General features: G+C 72.1%; 18 protein-coding genes. 3 read left to right on the top strand and 15 right to left on the bottom strand.

Translation table 11 applies throughout. The features are described 5' to 3' along the window. Positions 1 to 3: 3 nt before the first annotated feature. The 8 genes from hisF to hisD form a co-directional block, all read right to left on the bottom strand. Positions 4 to 789 (bottom strand): imidazole glycerol phosphate synthase subunit HisF, encoded by a 786-nt coding sequence (hisF, locus tag ACH4S9_RS06610; RefSeq protein ID WP_398370180.1) that lies wholly within the window; start codon positions 787 to 789, stop codon positions 4 to 6. Next, positions 786 to 1,193 carry a RidA family protein gene (locus tag ACH4S9_RS06605; RefSeq protein WP_352131010.1) on the bottom strand — a complete coding sequence of 136 codons (408 nt, stop codon included), beginning with the start codon at positions 1,191 to 1,193 and terminating at the stop codon, positions 786 to 788. Before ACH4S9_RS06605 ends, hisF begins: the two co-directional genes overlap by 4 nt. Continuing rightward, positions 1,190 to 1,921 carry a bifunctional 1-(5-phosphoribosyl)-5-((5-phosphoribosylamino)methylideneamino)imidazole-4-carboxamide isomerase/phosphoribosylanthranilate isomerase PriA gene (gene priA / locus ACH4S9_RS06600; RefSeq protein ID WP_311724785.1) on the bottom strand — a complete coding sequence of 244 codons (732 nt, stop codon included), beginning with the start codon at positions 1,919 to 1,921 and terminating at the stop codon, positions 1,190 to 1,192. Before priA ends, ACH4S9_RS06605 begins: the two co-directional genes overlap by 4 nt. Positions 1,922 to 1,987: 66 nt before the next feature. After that, entirely contained in the window at positions 1,988 to 2,632 is a 645-nt protein-coding gene (gene hisH / locus ACH4S9_RS06595) for an imidazole glycerol phosphate synthase subunit HisH (RefSeq protein ID WP_311725047.1), read from the bottom strand. Next, positions 2,629 to 2,793: a hypothetical protein gene (locus ACH4S9_RS06590; RefSeq protein WP_311724784.1), complete on the bottom strand. Its 165-nt coding sequence runs from the start codon at positions 2,791 to 2,793 to the stop codon at positions 2,629 to 2,631. Before ACH4S9_RS06590 ends, hisH begins: the two co-directional genes overlap by 4 nt. Beyond that, a complete protein-coding gene (gene hisB / locus ACH4S9_RS06585; RefSeq protein ID WP_358848625.1) occupies positions 2,790 to 3,383 on the bottom strand; it encodes an imidazoleglycerol-phosphate dehydratase HisB in 594 nt (197 codons plus the stop codon). Before hisB ends, ACH4S9_RS06590 begins: the two co-directional genes overlap by 4 nt. Beyond that, complete coding sequence (locus ACH4S9_RS06580; RefSeq protein ID WP_398370177.1) at positions 3,380 to 4,516, bottom strand: histidinol-phosphate transaminase; 1,137 nt, start codon at positions 4,514 to 4,516, stop codon at positions 3,380 to 3,382. Before ACH4S9_RS06580 ends, hisB begins: the two co-directional genes overlap by 4 nt. Then, on the bottom strand, positions 4,513 to 5,838 hold the full coding sequence (hisD, locus tag ACH4S9_RS06575; RefSeq protein ID WP_311724780.1) for a histidinol dehydrogenase: 1,326 nt from the start codon (positions 5,836 to 5,838) through the stop codon (positions 4,513 to 4,515). Before hisD ends, ACH4S9_RS06580 begins: the two co-directional genes overlap by 4 nt. A gap of 541 nt (positions 5,839 to 6,379) precedes the next feature. Here hisD and ACH4S9_RS06570 point away from each other — a divergent pair. The 3 genes from ACH4S9_RS06570 to ybaK are packed head-to-tail and all read left to right on the top strand — an operon-like array spanning position 6,380 to position 9,279. Then, positions 6,380 to 7,972, top strand: a complete 1,593-nt coding sequence (locus tag ACH4S9_RS06570; protein WP_311724779.1) for an oxidoreductase — start codon at positions 6,380 to 6,382, stop codon at positions 7,970 to 7,972. A 33-nt stretch (positions 7,973 to 8,005) separates the two neighbouring features. Next, positions 8,006 to 8,746, top strand: a complete 741-nt coding sequence (locus ACH4S9_RS06565; RefSeq protein ID WP_311724778.1) for an LON peptidase substrate-binding domain-containing protein — start codon at positions 8,006 to 8,008, stop codon at positions 8,744 to 8,746. Between the two features lie 14 nt (positions 8,747 to 8,760). Beyond that, positions 8,761 to 9,279, top strand: a complete 519-nt coding sequence (gene ybaK / locus ACH4S9_RS06560; protein WP_398370174.1) for a Cys-tRNA(Pro) deacylase — start codon at positions 8,761 to 8,763, stop codon at positions 9,277 to 9,279. A 20-nt stretch (positions 9,280 to 9,299) separates the two neighbouring features. Here ybaK and ACH4S9_RS06555 read toward each other — a convergent pair whose 3' ends face one another. From ACH4S9_RS06555 to ACH4S9_RS06525, 7 genes are all read right to left on the bottom strand, one after another. Then, positions 9,300 to 9,809 (bottom strand): DUF2690 domain-containing protein, encoded by a 510-nt coding sequence (locus ACH4S9_RS06555; protein ID WP_311724776.1) that lies wholly within the window; start codon positions 9,807 to 9,809, stop codon positions 9,300 to 9,302. Between the two features lie 298 nt (positions 9,810 to 10,107). Continuing rightward, a complete protein-coding gene (locus ACH4S9_RS06550; protein ID WP_398370171.1) occupies positions 10,108 to 10,851 on the bottom strand; it encodes a hypothetical protein in 744 nt (247 codons plus the stop codon). 50 nt (positions 10,852 to 10,901) lie between these two features. After that, positions 10,902 to 11,693, bottom strand: a complete 792-nt coding sequence (locus ACH4S9_RS06545) for an SDR family NAD(P)-dependent oxidoreductase (protein WP_311724774.1) — start codon at positions 11,691 to 11,693, stop codon at positions 10,902 to 10,904. Beyond that, positions 11,690 to 12,469, bottom strand: a complete 780-nt coding sequence (locus tag ACH4S9_RS06540; RefSeq protein ID WP_311724773.1) for an SDR family NAD(P)-dependent oxidoreductase — start codon at positions 12,467 to 12,469, stop codon at positions 11,690 to 11,692. The genes ACH4S9_RS06545 and ACH4S9_RS06540 overlap by 4 nt, the downstream gene beginning before the upstream one ends. 19 nt (positions 12,470 to 12,488) lie before the next feature. Further along, entirely contained in the window at positions 12,489 to 13,817 is a 1,329-nt protein-coding gene (locus ACH4S9_RS06535) for an MFS transporter (protein WP_311724772.1), read from the bottom strand. A 259-nt stretch (positions 13,818 to 14,076) separates the two neighbouring features. After that, complete coding sequence (locus tag ACH4S9_RS06530) at positions 14,077 to 14,955, bottom strand: polysaccharide deacetylase (RefSeq protein WP_311724771.1); 879 nt, start codon at positions 14,953 to 14,955, stop codon at positions 14,077 to 14,079. After that, positions 14,948 to 15,952 (bottom strand): asparaginase, encoded by a 1,005-nt coding sequence (locus ACH4S9_RS06525; protein ID WP_398370168.1) that lies wholly within the window; start codon positions 15,950 to 15,952, stop codon positions 14,948 to 14,950. The genes ACH4S9_RS06530 and ACH4S9_RS06525 overlap by 8 nt, the downstream gene beginning before the upstream one ends. Positions 15,953 to 16,104 lie beyond the last annotated feature (152 nt).

Genomic DNA, 16,104 nt, shown 5'->3' with positions numbered 1-16,104 from the left:
CCCCTACAGGCGCACCGGGTGCCCCGCCTCCCGCAGCGCCTCCTTGACCTGGCCGATGCGCAGGTCACCGAAGTGGAAGACCGAGGCGGCGAGGACCGCGTCCGCGCCGGCGTCGATCGCCGGGGAGAAGTCGGCGAGCCGGCCGGCGCCGCCGCTGGCGATGACGGGGACGGTGACGTGCTTGCGCACCCCCTCGATCATGGCGGTGTCATAGCCGTCCTTGGTGCCGTCGGCGTCCATCGAGTTCAGCAGGATCTCCCCCGCGCCCAGCTCGGCGGCGCGGTGGGCCCACTCGACGGCGTCGATGCCGGTGCCGCGGCGGCCGCCGTGGGTGGTGACCTCGTAGCCGGACGGGGTGACCGGTCCCCCGTCGGGAGTAGGCGCGCAGCGGCGGGCGTCGACGGACAGGACCAGGACCTGGCTGCCGAAGCGCTCGGCGATCTCCCGGATCAGCTCGGGGCGGGCGATGGCGGCCGTGTTGACGCCGACCTTGTCCGCGCCGGCCCGCAGCAGCTTGTCGACGTCGTCCACGGTGCGGACCCCGCCGCCCACGGTGAGCGGGATGAAGACCTGCTCGGCGGTGCGGCGCACCACGTCGTAGGTGGTCTCGCGGTTGCCCGAGGAGGCCGTGATGTCGAGGAAGGTCAGCTCGTCGGCGCCCTCCTCGCCGTAGATCTTGGCCATCTCGACGGGGTCGCCCGCGTCCCGCAGGTTCTGGAAGTTGACTCCCTTGACGACCCGGCCGTTGTCCACGTCCAGGCAGGGGATGACTCGGACCGCCAGGGTCATGACGCTCGGGCTCCTCGGAATGCTTCTACTTCGACTTCCACCAGGACACGCGAGTCGACGAAGCCGGACACCACGACCAGGGTCGCGGCGGGGCGTACGGCGTCGAAGAGCTCCTTGTGGGCGCGGCCCACCTCGTCCACATCGCGCGCGTGGGTGAGATACATACGGGTACGGATGACCGATTCGACGCCGAGGTCGAACTTCCGCAGCGCGTCCAGCGCGTTGCGGAAGGCCGCCAGCGTCTGTTCGTACGGATCGCCCTCGCCCTGGAGGACCCCGCCCACCAGCGGCATCGTCCCGGCGACCAGGACCCGGTCACCGGCCGCGACGGCCCGGGCGAAGCCGATGGTCTCTTCCCAGGGGCTGTCCGCCTGGACGCGCCGCACACTCTCGGCTGAGGTCATACGGATACCGCCTCCAACGCCTCTTCCAAGGTGAACGCCTTGGCGTAGAGGGCCTTGCCGACGATGGCGCCCTCCACACCCTCCGGTACCAGGGTCGCAAGGGCACGCAGATCGTCAAGGGAGGAAACGCCGCCGGAGGCGACGACCGGCTTGTCGGTCGCGGCGCAGACGTTCTTCAGCAGCTCCACGTTGGGGCCCTGGAGGGTGCCGTCCTTGGCGATGTCGGTGACGACGTAGCGGGCGCAGCCCTCGGCGTCCAGGCGGGCCAGGGTCTCGTACAGGTCGCCGCCGTCGCGGGTCCAGCCGCGGCCGCGCAGGGTGGTGCCGCGGACGTCGAGGCCGACGGCGATGCGGTCCCCGAACTCGGCGATGATCTTGGCGACCCACTCCGGGGACTCCAGCGCGGCGGTGCCGAGGTTGACGCGGGTGCAGCCGGTGGCGAGGGCCGCGGCGAGCGAGGCGTCATCGCGGATGCCGCCGGAGAGCTCGACCTTGATGTCCATGGTGCGCACGACCTCGGCGATCCGCTCACGGTTGTCGCCGGTGCCGAAGGCCGCGTCCAGGTCCACCAGGTGCAGCCACTCGGCGCCGGCCCGCTGCCAGGCGAGGGCGGCCTCCAGCGGGTCGCCGTAGGACGTCTCGGAGCCGGACTCGCCGTGGACCAGGCGTACGGCCTGGCCGTCGCGGACATCGACGGCGGGGAGGAGTTCGAGGCGGTGGGTGCTCATGGGAGACCTTACGGTGAGGTGCGGGCGGGTACGGGAAGGCCTGGCCAGGGCGGGGCGTGCCGCCGGTCAGAGCGTGTCGAGCCAGTTGCGCAGCAGCTGCGCTCCGGCGTCACCTGACTTCTCGGGGTGGAACTGGGTGGCCCACAGTGGTCCGTTCTCGACCGCGGCGACGAACGGCTCGCCGTGAGTGGCCCAGGTGACCTTGGGGGCGCGGATGTTCGGGTTGGTCACTTCGAGCTCCCAGGTGCGGACCGCGTAGGAGTGCACGAAGTAGAAGCGGGCGTCGTCGTCCAGGCCCGCGAAGAGCTGGGAGTCCTCGGGCGCCTCGACCGTGTTCCACCCCATGTGGGGGACGACGGGGGCCTTCAGCTGCTCGACGGTGCCGGGCCACTCGTCCAGGCCCTCGGCCTCGACGCCGTGCTCGATGCCGCGCCCGAAGAGGATCTGCATGCCCACGCAGATGCCCATGACCGGGCGCCCGCCGGACAGCCGGCGCCCCACGATCCAGTCGCCGCGGGCCTCGCGCAGCCCCTTCATACAGGCGGCGAAGGCGCCGACGCCGGGCACCAGGAGGCCGTCGGCGGCGGTGGCGCGGTCGTAGTCACGGGTGATCTCGACATCCGCGCCGACATGGGCGAGGGCCCGCTCGGCGGACCGTACGTTGCCGAAGCCGTAGTCGAAGACGACGACCTTCTTGGCGCCGGCCGTCAACTCCACACCTCCAGCCGAAGGATTCCGGCCGTGAGCGACATCGCCGCGCCGATGCCGAGCAGCACGATGACGCTCTTGGGCAGGCCCTGCTTGACGAAGGAGTAGACCCCGCCGAGCAGAAACAGACCGAGAACGATGAAGACAGTGGAAAGACCGCTCACAGGGCGCCCTTCGTGGAGGGGAGAATTCCGGCGGCCCGGGGGTCGCGCTCGCTCGCGTAGCGCAGCGCCCGCGCCAGCGCCTTGAACTGGCATTCGACGATGTGGTGGGCGTTCCGCCCGTACGGGACGTGGACGTGGAGGGCGATCTGCGCCTGCGCGACGAAGGACTCCAGGATGTGCCGGGTCATCGTCGTGTCATAGCTGCCGATCATCGGCGCCATGTTCTCCGGCTCGGTGTGCACCAGGTACGGGCGGCCCGAGAGGTCGACGGTCACCTGGGCCAGCGACTCGTCCAGCGGCACCGTGCAGTTGCCGAAGCGGTAGATCCCCACCTTGTCGCCGAGCGCCTGCTTGAAGGCGGCGCCGAGCGCGAGGGCGGTGTCCTCGATGGTGTGGTGGGAGTCGATGTGCAGGTCGCCCTCGGTCTTGACGGTGAGGTCGAAGAGACCGTGGCGGCCGAGCTGGTCGAGCATGTGGTCGTAGAAACCGACACCCGTCGATACGTCGACCTTGCCGGAGCCGTCGAGGTCGATCTCGACGACGACCGAGGTTTCCTTGGTGGTGCGCTCCACACGGCCCACGCGGGTCATGCGCTTCTCTCCTTCATCAGCTCGCGGACCGCGTCGAGGAACGCGTCGTTCTCGGCCGGGGTACCCGCGGTGACCCGCAGCCTGCCCGGCACTCCGTTGTCACGGACCAGAACCCCCCGGTCCAGCAGGGCCTGCCACGCCGTGTGGGCGTCCTCGAAGCGGCCGAACTGCACAAAGTTGGCGTCCGAATCGGTCACCTCGCAGCCGAGTGCGCGCAACTCGCTCACCAGCCGGTCCCGCTCGGCCTTGAGCGCCTCGACGTACCCGAGCAGGGTATCGGTGTGCTCGAGGGCGGCCAGCGCGGTGGCCTGGGTGACGGAGGACAGGTGGTAGGGCAGGCGGACCAGCTGGACGGCGTCCACCACCGCCGGGGCGGCGGCGAGATAGCCGAGGCGCAGCCCGGCAGCGCCGAAGGCCTTGGACATCGTCCGGGAGAGGACCAGCCGGGGCCGTCCCTCGATCAGCGGAAGCAGCGAGGGGCGGTGGCTGAACTCGCCGTACGCCTCGTCGATCACCACCAACGCCCCGGCCGCGTTCGCCCGCGCCGCCTGGGCCGCGTCGTGGAGGGCCAGGACGGTCTCGGCCTCGACGGCGGTGCCGGTCGGGTTGTTCGGCGAGGTGATGAAGACGACGTCGGGGCGGTGCTCGGCGATGGCCGCGCGGGCCGCGTCGACGTCGATGGTGAAGTCGGCGTTCCGCGGGCCGGAGATCCAGCGGGTGCCGGTGCCGCGTGAGATCAGCGCGTGCATCGAGTACGAGGGCTCGAAGCCGATGGCCGAGCGCCCGGGCCCGCCGAAGGTCTGGAGCAGCTGCTGAAGCACCTCGTTGGAGCCGTTGGCGGCCCACAGGTTGGCCACGCCGACCTCGTGCCCGGCGGTGCGGGTCAGATACTTCGCCAGCTCGGTGCGCAGCTCGATCGCGTCCCGGTCCGGGTAGCGGTTGAGGTGGCGGGCCGCCTCGGTGACCCGCTCGGCGATCCGGGCCACCAGCGCCTCGGGCAGCGGGTACGGATTCTCGTTGGTGTTCAGCCGTACGGGGACGTCCAGCTGAGGGGCGCCGTACGGGGACTTGCCGCGCAGCTCGTCCCTGATGGGGAGTTCGTCCCAGCGGGACGTAGAGGGGTTCCCGGTCACTTGTCCCCTGGCACCTTCCAGTCGAACCTTGCCTTCACCGCGGCGCCGTGGGCGGGCAGATCCTCCGCCTCGGCGAGCGTCACCACATGGCCGGCCACTTCCGCCAGCGCCTCCCGCGTGTAGTCCACGACATGGATGCCGCGCAGGAAGGACTGCACCGAGAGCCCCGAGGAGTGACAGGCGCAGCCGCCGGTGGGCAGCACATGGTTGGACCCCGCCGCGTAGTCGCCGAGGCTGACCGGCGCGTACGGGCCGACGAAGATCGCTCCGGCGTTCCGCACCCGGGCCGCGACCGCCGCCGCGTCCCTCGTCTGGATCTCCAGGTGCTCGGCGGCGTAGGCGTCCACGACCGCGAGCCCTTCGTCGACGCCGTCGACCAGCACGATGCCGGACTGGCGCCCGGACAGCGCCGGGCGGATCCGGTCCTCGACGTGTTTGGTGGCGGCGACCTGCGCGTCCAGCTGCTTCTCGACCGCCGAGGCCAGCTCCTCGGAGTCGGTGACCAGCACCGAGGCGGCCAGCGGGTCGTGCTCGGCCTGGCTGATCAGGTCGGCGGCGACATGGACCGGGTCGGCGGTGGCGTCGGCGAGGATCGCGATCTCGGTGGGGCCGGCCTCGGCGTCGATGCCGATGCGCCCCTTGAGCAGCCGCTTGGCGGCGGCCACAAAGATGTTCCCCGGCCCGGTGACCATGGAGACCGGGCGGCACTCCTCGGTGCCGTACGCGAACATGGCGACCGCCTGGGCGCCGCCCGCCGCGTACACCTCGTCCACGCCGAGCAGCGCGCAGGCCGCCAGGATGGTGGGGTGCGGCAGCCCGCCGAAGTCACGCTGGGGCGGCGAGGAGACGGCCATCGAGCCGACCCCGGCCTCCTGCGCGGGCACCACGTTCATCACTACGGAGGACGGGTAGACGGACCGCCCGCCCGGCACATAGAGCCCCACCCGCTCGACCGGCACCCAGCGCTCGGTGACCGTGCCGCCCGGCACGACCTGCGTGGTGTGGTCGGCGCGCCGCTGCTCGCGGTGGACCAGCCGGGCCCGGCGGATGGACTCCTCCAGGGCCGCCCGCACGGCGGGGTCCAGCTCCTCAAGGGCGCTGGTCAGCGCCTCCTGGGGGACCCGCACCCGCTCGATCGTCACACCGTCGAACCGCCGCGCGTAGTCGATCAGCGCCGCGGTGCCGCGATGGCGCACGTCGTCGCAGATCGGCCGCACCTTCTCCAGGGCGGCCTCGACGTCGAGCTCGGCACGGGGCAACAGGTCGCGGTCGATCCCGCCCTCCGGGAAGGCGGCACCGCGCAGATCGATACGGGAGATCACGCGATCAATTGTCTCAGACCCGCACCAGCGGCCCGCCCCCCGTATCAGTGAGTGATACGTACCGTTCCTCGACAGTGAGCGGAGTGCCCCCACACTGGCACGCCCCGAACGGTGCTGGGCGCTCCCCCAGCTACCGCTGGGAGGTGCCCCCTGGTCGTCCGCTTTCGCAACCGGGCGGCGACACGGATCCTGTCCGTGGTCCGATCCCGGAAGGGCGGAGTCCCTGACGACCTGGCCATGTGGATACAGCCAGAGGCGACGGGGAGGCCCTGAACCATCTCTCTGGTGGAGCAGGGGCCCCGCACGCTGGCACTGCACCCGGCGTCCCAGATCGCACAGCCAAGCTACCCCTGCCTGCCCCGAAGAGCACAAGCCCACAAGCAGCACATCACACGATCGAGCTAAGCCGATCCCATACTCCCCCACCCGAGTGAACATGTGCCGCCCCCTACAGTTTGGCTCTGACCGCAAGCGTTCAAGCGGTTACTCAGCGGGAATGGGGATCCGTACGGGGGTACGGAGAACAGGAGGGGACACGGCTGTGACCGAGCCACGCGATGGCGATCCACCCCCGGGGCTCGACCTGACCACCGCGGAGTGGGGCATGTGGCAGGCGTTCCGCAACGGCAGCACCCACGATCTGCGCACCGCCCACCCCCAGCGCAACGACCCCTCCGGCCCCTACGCCTGGGGACCCGAGCGCAGTGTGCGCGCCCGGGTCGTCGCCCTCCTGCTGCTCGACGGCCCTCCCCCGCAGCCGGGCCGGGTGGCCGCGCTCAAGCTCAACGGGGTGCACATCACGGGCCAGCTGGACCTGGCCGGCGGCTCCATCGAGCCGTATGTGGAGATGAAGAACTGCCGCTTCGAGCAGGAGGTGCTGCTCCCCGAATCCCACTTCACCACCCTCCGCCTGGTCGGCTGCGCCCTGCCGCGGCTGGAGGCGGCCCGGCTGCGCACCGAGGGCGATCTGCATCTGCCGCGGTGCATCGTGGAGCACGGCATCCGGCTCACCGACGCCCATATAGGCACGGATCTGCTGCTCAACCAGTTAGTGGTGCGCCGGGACCGCCGGGGCCAGTCGATCACCGCGGACGGGCTGACCGTAGGCCAGGATCTCCAGGCCGAGATGATCGAGTCGCACGGCGAGCTGAGCATGCGCGGCGCGCAGATCGGCGTGTCGCTCAGCCTGCGCGGCGCCCAGCTGCGCAATCCGTACGGCCGCCGGGCGCTGAACGCCCCGCAGCTGACCGTCGAGCGCAGCCTCTACCTGACCGCCGCCGGGGTGAGCAGCTACGGCAGCTCCACCCCGCCGTACGGCACCAGCAACACGCCGACGCGCGGGACGCGCATCCAGCGCTTCGAGTGCGAGGGCGGCATGCGCCTGGACGACGGGCGGTTCAACGACGCGGTCGACTTCGACCAGGCCCGCTTCATCATGGAGAACGACCAGGAGCTGTCGCTGCGCCGCATCCAGACGCCGGAGCTGCGGTTCGTCGGGGAGCGGCCGCAGCGCGGGCGGGTGATCCTCTCCGGCGCGCGGGTGGTCAACCTGGTCGACAAGTCGGTCAGCTGGCCGGGCCCCGGCGGGCTGGCCATGGCGGGCTTCTCCTACGAGTGTCTGATCCCGGTCGGCCACTTCCCGCTCTCCCGGCGGCTGGAGTGGGTGGCGGCCGCGACTCCGGAGTTCTCCCGGGGGCCGTACGAGACGCTCGCCACGGCCATGCGCACCAGCGGCGAGGACGCGGAGGCGCGCGAGGTGCTGCTCGCCAAGGAGCGGCGGCGGCGCGAGACGCTGCCGCCGGCCGGAAAACTCTGGGGATATCTCCAGGACTGGACCGTGGCCTACGGCTACCGCCCCGGCCGGGCGGCGGTGTGGATGGCGGTGCTGTGGGCGATCGGCTCGGTGTTCTTCGCCCACAACCGGCCGGATCCCATCAAGCCGGGCGAGTCGCCGAACTGGAACGCCTCGCTGTACACCCTCGACCTGCTGCTTCCGGTGATCGACCTGGGCCAGGACGGCTACTGGAAACCCGACGGCGCGGTGCAGTGGGCGGCCATCGTGATGGTCATGCTCGGCTGGATACTGGCCACCACGGTCGCCGCCGGCGCGTCCCGGCTGCTGCGCCGCCAGTGATCGGAGCGCGCGGGGCCATTAGGCTTAACGCCCGTGACCTCCGCGCGCCTTCCGCTCTTCCCGCTGAACACGGTGCTGTTCCCGGGGCTCGTCATGCCCCTGAACGTCTTCGAGCAGCGGTATCGCGCCATGATGCGCGATCTGTTGGCGCTCCCCGAGGACGCGCCGCGCCGCTTCGGCGTCATCGCCATCCGGGACGGCCGCGAGGTCGCGGCCACCGCGGTCGGCCTCCCGGACCCCACCGCCGAGCCCGAGCGCGGCGCGGCGGCCGGGTTCGGGCCCGACCCGATGAAGTCCTTCCACGCCGTCGGCTGTATCGCGGACGCGGCCACCATCCGGAAGCAGAAGGACGGCACCTTCGAGGTGCTCGCCACCGGCACCACCCGCTTCGAGCTGCGCTCGGTCGACTCCTCCGGCCCGTATCTGACGGCCGAGGTCGACGAGCTCGACGAGAAGCCGGGGGACGGCGCCGGGGCGCTGGCCTCGGGGGTCGTACGCGCCTTCCGCACCTACCAGAAGCGGCTCGCGGGGGCCCGCGAGCGCACCCTGGCCGCCCAGCAGGAGCTGCCGGGCGAGCCGTCCGTGCTCTCGTACCTGGTCGCGGCCGCCGCCGTGCTCGACACGCCCGCCAAGCAGCGGCTGCTCCAGGCTCCCGACACCGCCACCCGGCTGGCCGAGGAGCTGAAAATGCTGCGCGCGGAGAGCGCGGTCATCGGTAAGCTCCCGTCGCTGCCGGCGGTCGATCTGACCCGCCACCCCACCAGCCCCAACTGAGCACACCACCGGATATGGCCAAGAAGAAGTCCTCCGCCGGTACCCCGGCCACCACCGCCCTGACCGCGGCGGGCACCGACTTCACGGTGCACGCCTACGAGCACGACCCGGCGGCCCCCTCGTACGGCGAGGAGGCCGCGCAGGCCCTGGGCGTGGATCCCGCCCGGGTCTTCAAGACCCTGATCGCGAACGTCGACGGCGGCCTCACCGTCGCGGTGGTGCCCGTCTCCGCCACGCTCGACCTCAAGGCCCTGGCGGCGGCGGTGGGCGGCAAGCGCGCGGCGATGGCCGACCCGGCGGCGGCCGAGCGCAGCACGGGCTATGTGCTGGGCGGGATCTCCCCGCTCGGCCAGCGCAAGCGCCTGCCCACGGCCCTGGACGCGTCGGCGGCCACGTACGAGACGATCTGCGTCTCGGCGGGCCGCCGCGGGCTGGAGGTCGAGTTGTCGCCGGAGGATCTCGCCGCGCTCACGGACGCGGTGCTGGCGCCGATCGCGCGCTTCGACGCCCGGCACGCGCCGCCCGTGGCCTGAGACGCCGGACGGCACTCGCGTCAGGACGCGGGCGCCGTGCGCTTCACGTCCGCGGCGGTGGCCTCGACGCAGAACTTCTGCCACTTCGGGCTGCCGTCGGAGTCGTCGGGCTCGGCGCAGGCCTGGAGCCTGAAGTTCCCTTCGGCCGGGACCATCGAGGTGTGGTTGTCGTTCCCGGTGGCGATGACGTCCCGGGCCGGTTTGCCGCCCTCGGGCGTGATGACGACCTGGTCGCCCACCTCGCCGCTGGTGATCTTGGCCCAGGCCGCCGCACAGTCCGGGCTGTACTTGAGCTGGAGGACCACTGGCTGATCCTTTTGGCGCAGCACCTGGGCGTCGTCGTCGCAACCGGCCTCGGCGGGCTTCAGCATCCGGCACCGCTCGCCCCTGCACTCCTCGGCCTTACCGCCGGTCGGGCCGGCCGCCGAGGACGGTCGCGCCTGATCGTCGCCCCCGCTGTCGCTCTCGAACAGCCCGGACACCACAGCCGCGGCCATCGCGGCGACCACCGCGACGACCGTGGCACCCACGAGTGTCTGCGGTCCATGGCTGCTGATCCAGGATCCGATCCGCCGTAAACGGCTCCGCGCGCCTCCGCTGCCGCCGGGCGCCGGGTCCGGGGCGGGGTCCGGGGCGGGGTCCGGGGCCGGATCCGGTCCCGGGGCCGCCGGTGACTCGTCACGTCCCGGGGACGGAGAGGTGGACGCTCCACCGTTGTCCGATCCCATGGCCACCTCCCAGAGGGGTTCCACTACGCCAGACTGAATCACCCGAAGTATCCCAGCGATGACCGACAGTGAACAGAGCGCCTGTGCGCCACCGTCCCCGTCAGCCAGGTCTCAGCGGTGGTTCGTCGGCCACGGTCAGTGCCCGCACCACATGCCCGTCGCGGATCTCCACATCCAGCTCGGCGCCGACCCCGAGCGGGGTCCGTACGGCGAGCGCCGCCCCGGTCAGCCGCCCGCTCTGCCGCGTCCACTCCAGTCCGACCAGCACATCGGCGGCCAGTGCGCCGGGGTCGGGGCCGCTCGGCTGGGGTGGGCGCCACACGGGCGCCGGGCGCCCCCAGGGCTCGCTCACCCCCTCGATCCGGCTGAGATAGGCGCGCCTCGACCAGGCGGGCGAGGCGAGGTGGGCCAGGGCCGACCGGGCCGCCGCCGGGGTCTCCAGCACCACCTCGGCCCGGCCTTCCGCCAGCGCCGTCTCCAGCAGCGTCTCCGGCACGGCCCGGGGCCCGGCGCCGGTCGGGCCGACCTTCAGCACGACCCCCGCCCGCCGGTCGTCCGCCGGGGTCGCGAGCCGGCCGGAGGGCCGGCCGGCGTCCGGCGGGGCCGGGTCCGCCCCCGCCGCCAGGCGGCGTACCGCGGCGACGAGCGCCGTGAGGTCTTCGCAGGAGGTGACGGCGCCGGTCGGGCCGGTCACCAGCCAGCCCCCGCTCCCCGCCGTCACCCGCACCCCGGGCCGGGCGCCCGCGCGCAGCGCCGCGGCGGCCACGGCCCGACGGGCCGCGAGCCTGCTGGTCCACGGCCGCGCCCAGTCGAACGCGCCGCGCTCTCCGCACGCCCCGCACATCCCGCGTCTCCTTCCTCCCGACCGCGCCGACCGCACCGGCCGAACACGGCCTACGGCATGACGTCGCCGCTGTTGGGGCCGAGGGTCTGGCCGACGTACAGATTGCCACCGGGGTCGCTGGCGAGCAGGACGGCGGTCGGCGCGACCTCCTCGGGCCGGCCGAACCGGCCCAGCGGCAGCTCCGCCTGTTTGGCGGCCTTCCACTCCGGGGTGATCGCGGCGACCATCGGCGTCTCGATCGGCCCCGGCGCGATGGCGTTCACCAGGACGCCCCGCTCCGCGACCTCCAGCGCCAGCGACTTGGTCAGCCCGATGACCCCGGCCTTGGCCGCGGCGTAGTGGGCCAGCGAGCGGCCGCCCTTGATGCCCAGCTGCGAGGCGATGTTGATGACCCGCCCCCAGCCGCGCTCCGCCATCTGCGGGACGGCGTAGCGGCAGCAGAGGAAGACCCCGGTGAGGTCGACCGCGATGGTCTCGGACCACTGCCGCGGGTCCATCTCCAGCAGGGGCGCCTCGGTGAGGATGCCCGCGGCGTTGACCAGGATGTCGATGCCGCCGTACTCGCTCACCGCCGCCGACATCGCCGCCTCGACGACGGCCGCGTCGCTCACGTCCAGGGCCGTGTACCCGGCCGCGCCGCTCTCGGCGGCCACGGCCTTCGCGCGCTCCGCGTCGCGGTCGGCGACCACGACCCGGGCCCCTTCGGCCGCGTACGCCTCGACGACGGCCCGGCCGATGCCGCTGGCCCCGCCGGTGACGAGCGCGGTCCGTCCTGCCAGCACACCGCTCCCCATGTCCCGCCTCATGTCGCGCCCCGTGTCCTTCCTCGTGTCCTCCCTCATGCCGGCATCCTCACGGTGAGCCCGCCGTCCACGACCAGGCTCTGCCCCGTGATGTACGAGGCGTCGTCCGAGGTCAGATAGGCGATCGCGGACGCGATCTCCTCGGGCCGCCCGACCCGCCCCACCGGGATGCCCGCCGCGGCGCGGGAGAGCCCGGCGGGGCCCAGCGAGTTGACGGGGTCGGTGGACTGCGGGGTTTCGATGAGCCCGGGGATGAGGGAGTTGACCCGTATCCCCCGCGGGGCGAGTTCGACCGCGAGGCTGCGGCACAGCCCCAGCACCCCGGCCTTGGCGGCGGCGTAGTGGGCATGGTAGTCCCAGCCGTAGACCCCGCCCGCGATGGAGGACACCGCCACCATCGCGCCGGATCCGGCCATCCGCCGGGCGGCGGAGCGCAGGGTCCGCAGCACTCCGGTGAGGTCGACCGAGAGCATGTCGTCCCAGGCCTCGTCGGTGAGTTGGTCGAGCGGCGCCCGGCGCAGCACCCCGGCGTTGGCGACGGCGATGTCCAGGCGGCCGAAGACGGTCAGGGCGTGTTCCGCGAACGCCTCGACCTGCGCGGGGTCGCGGACGTCCACCTCGTGGCGGACGCACTCCCCGCCCGCCGCGCGCACCAGGCGCTCGGTCTCCCCGGGGTCGTGGGGGTCGCCGGGGTAGCTGCCGATGACGGTGCGCACCCCGCGGCGGGCGTACTCCACCGCGAGCGCGCGGCCGATGCCGCTGGCCGCGCCCGTGATGACGGCGACCGGCTGGTCGGACTGGTCTGTTCGTACCACTGTTGGTCTCCGGGTGGGTTCAGTCGTCGACGGTGTCGACGCTGCGGGCGGCGAACATCACGAAGCCGGACAGGAAGGTGCCGACCGCGCCGACGAGCAGTGCCGTCTGGTTCCAGTGCGCGCCGGAGGCGAGCATCGCGGTGGCGATCGCGCCGGCGGCGATGGCCCCGGGCTGGCTGAAGGCGTTGATGAACGAGGTGCCGGTGGCCCGGCACTGGGTGTCGTAGCACTCACCCATGTAGAAGAGCATCGCCGCGTACGGGCCGATCAGGAAGAACATCCCGAGCGAGTACAGGATCACCACGGAAACGGTGCCGTGGGCGACGGTCAGCATGAGGGCGAACAGGATCCCCGAGAGGATCCAGCCGAAGGCGATCACATTGCGGCGTCCGTAGCGGTCGCCGGCCCAGCCGTGGAAGAGGTATCCGGCGAAGCCGACGGCGTTGATGACGATGAACAGCACCAGGGAGTTGGCGAAGCTGATGCCCTTGGCCTTGGTGAGGACCGTGGTGCCCAGGACGCTGAAGATCTGGATGCCGAACCAGTTGACCAGCCAGGCGAAGCTCAGCACCAGGGTGTTGCGGCGGGCGCGGCCGCGGAAGATCTCCACCAGCGGGGCGGCGGGGGTCTCGTCCACGCCGTACTCGGCGGCGAGCTGCCGGGCCTCGTCGGCCTTGCCCTCCTGGCGCAGCTTGCGCAGTCGCCGCTGGAGCTCGAACTGCGGGGTCTCGGGCAGGCCGCGGCGCAGCAGGGCGATGGCGATGGCGGGGAAGGTGGCCAGCAGGAAGCAGCCGCGCCAGCCGACGAGCGGGAGGAATATGGCCACGAAGGCGGCGGCGACCAGGGTGCCGACCGGCCAGCCGGACTGCACCAGGCTGTAGACGAAGCCGCGGCGCTTCTTGATCGCCTCGTCTTCGGTGACGGCGTAGATCTCGTTCAGGTAGGTGGTGTTGACGGCCTGTTCGGACAGTCCGAGGCCGCCGAGGGAGCGGATGCCGACCAGGTAGGAGGCGTTCATGGTGCCGGCCGAGGCGGCGGAGGCCAGGGCGGTGCCGGACACCGTGAGGATCATGCCCTTGCGGCGGCCGAGCCGGTCGACGAGCGGGCCGACGCCGAGGACGACGACGGCCGTTCCGACCGAGATCAGGGTGGAGACGAGGGCGGCGTGTTCCTCGCTCCACCCGAAGCGGTCGGAGATCTCCGGCAGGAGGGTGCCGAACAGGATGTAGTCGTAGACGGCGAAGACCCAGGCGCAGAAGGCGATGGCCGTCGCTCGTCTGGTGGTGCGGACCCCGATGCGCGGCAGTCTGCGGGTGGGGGTGGTGGGTTCGGAGGAGACGGTGGTCATGACAGGTGCCCCTTGTCGGAAGCGGGGGTTCGCCGCGCCGTCGCGGCGAGAGCGGGAGGGTGAGGGGGTTGCTTCGGCCGGGGGTGGGGCCGGGAGCCCGGCGGCGTATCGCCTGTCGTCCGGGGAGGGGTACCGGGGAGGGGTACCGCGCCCGGACGCGGGGTGGCCGCGCCCGGGGGCTGGGTCGAGCGGGTGTCGGGCCCGGGGGAAGCGGGCCCTGGGGAAGCGGGCCTAAGGGCTCCGGGAAGGGAAGCGGGCCCTACGAAAGGGGGGTGCGGGTCTTGAAGTCGGTGGCGATCTCGTCGAACGTGGACCAGCGCACGCCCTCGTGACCGCTGATGTACTCGATGAGCCGCTCCAGCATGAGGAGCATCTGGGGCCGGCCGGAGACATCGGGATGGATCGTCATGGTGAACGCGGCGTAGTCCATCTCGCGGTACACCCAGTCGAACTGGTCGCGCCAGGTCTGCTCCAGGTCACGCGGGCTGACGAAGCCGTGGCTGTTCGCGCTCGCCTTGATGAACATCATGGGCGGCAGGTCGTCGAGGTACCAGTTGGCCGGGATCTCGATGAGCCCGGTCTCCTCCCCGCGCACCAGCGGCTTCATCCACTCCTCGGCCGGCCGCGAGTAGTCGATCTTCGTCCAGCTGTCCCCCACCCGGACGTGGTACGGCGTGAAGTCGTTGTGCATCAGCGAGTGGTCGTAGGTGATGCCGCGCTCGATCAGCAGCTCGTTGGTGACCGGCGAGAACTCCCACCAGGGGGCGACATAGCCGGTGGGGCGGCGGCCCGCGACCTTCTCGATGAGGTCGATGCTGCGGTCGAGTACGGCGCTCTCCTGGGCCCGGGTCATGGCGATGGGGTTCTCGTGCGAGTAGCCATGGGCGCCGATCTCATGGCCCGCGTCGACCACCTGGCGGGTCTGGTCGGGGAAGGTCTCCACGGAGTGGCCGGGGATGAACCAGGTGGTGCGCAGTTCCTTCCGCTGGAACAGGCGGAGCAGCCGGGGCACCCCGACCTCTCCGGCGAAGAGGCCGCGGGAGATGTCACAGGGCGAGTCCTCGCCACCGTAGCTGCCCAACCAGCCCGCCACCGCGTCGACATCCACGCCGAACGCCACAAAGATCTCTTTAGCCATGGTGGTTCCTCTCCAGTGAGTTGTTGAGTTCGGCCCGCACCCGCGCCGGGTCGCCGTAGCAGCCGAGCAGGGCGATGAGCAGGATCCGCGCCTGGGACGGGCGCAGTGTGCCGGTGGGTACGGCCCCGGCCCGCAGCAGATCGGCGCCGCCGCCGTTGCCGTACACCGCGGCGACGGGCCCCGCCTGCACCCGGGTGGACAGGGCGACCACGACGCCGGAGGCGGTGAGCCGGGCCACCTCCTCGGCCACCGCCGGGTTGGCGTTGCCCGCGCCGGTGGCTTCGAGCACCACCGCCCGGGCGCCGGCGTCGGCCACCGCGCGCAGCGCCCGGGTGTCGCAGCCGGGGTAGCAGGCGACGATGTCGGTGCGCACCCGGTCGGGGTCGGGGCGGAAGGCCGCGAGGTCGAGCGGCTTGGGGCGGACCGGCACCGCCGAGATCGCCACCTCGCCGTCGCCCACCCGCCCCAGCGGGCCGCCGTCGGGGGCGGCGAAGGCGGCGGGGGCGGTGGTGTGCGCCTTGCGGGTGCCCCGCGCCGGGTAGATCTGGCCGTCGAAGGAGACCAGCGCGCCCAGGTCGCGCGCTTCGGCGGCGGCCGCCACGGCGATGGCGTCCGCGAGGTTGCGCGGGCCGTCGCTGTCCGCGGCGTCCGCCGGGCGCATGGCTCCGGTGAACACCACGGGCCGCGGATCGTTGTGGAAAAGGTCCGTCAGATACGCGGTCTCCTCGAGGGTGTCGGTGCCGTGGGTGACGACGACCCCGCTCACCGCCTCGTCCGCCAGCGCCTCGCGGGCGGCCACGGCGACGCCGTGCATATCGGCCGGGGTCAGCAGATAGCTGCCCAGGCAGAACACGTCCTTCGCTTCGACCGCCACCCCCACGGGCCAGGGGAGCCGCTCCAGCAGAGCGTCCGCCGGATCGGCGGCGAGCCTGGTGCCCTGGGCGTCATGGCGCGTGGCAATGGTTCCGCCCGTCGACAGCACGACGATTCTGCGCACCCCTGCCTCCTCATCCACGGATAACTGCGGCCACGGAAAGCCGTGGCGCAAAAACGCGCCACTGTGGCTCGATTCATTGCCCAAACGTTTGGGGCAATCGTTTGGGTAGGATGTGCGTCACCGACGGCGGGTGTCAAGGGGTCCGCTGTTAC

The sequence above is a fragment of the Streptomyces sp. NPDC021225 genome, assembly GCF_044332865.1.
Taxonomy (GTDB): domain Bacteria; phylum Actinomycetota; class Actinomycetes; order Streptomycetales; family Streptomycetaceae; genus Streptomyces.
Note: the sequence above shows the minus strand (reverse complement) of the source record. Positions and strands in the feature narration are given on the sequence as shown.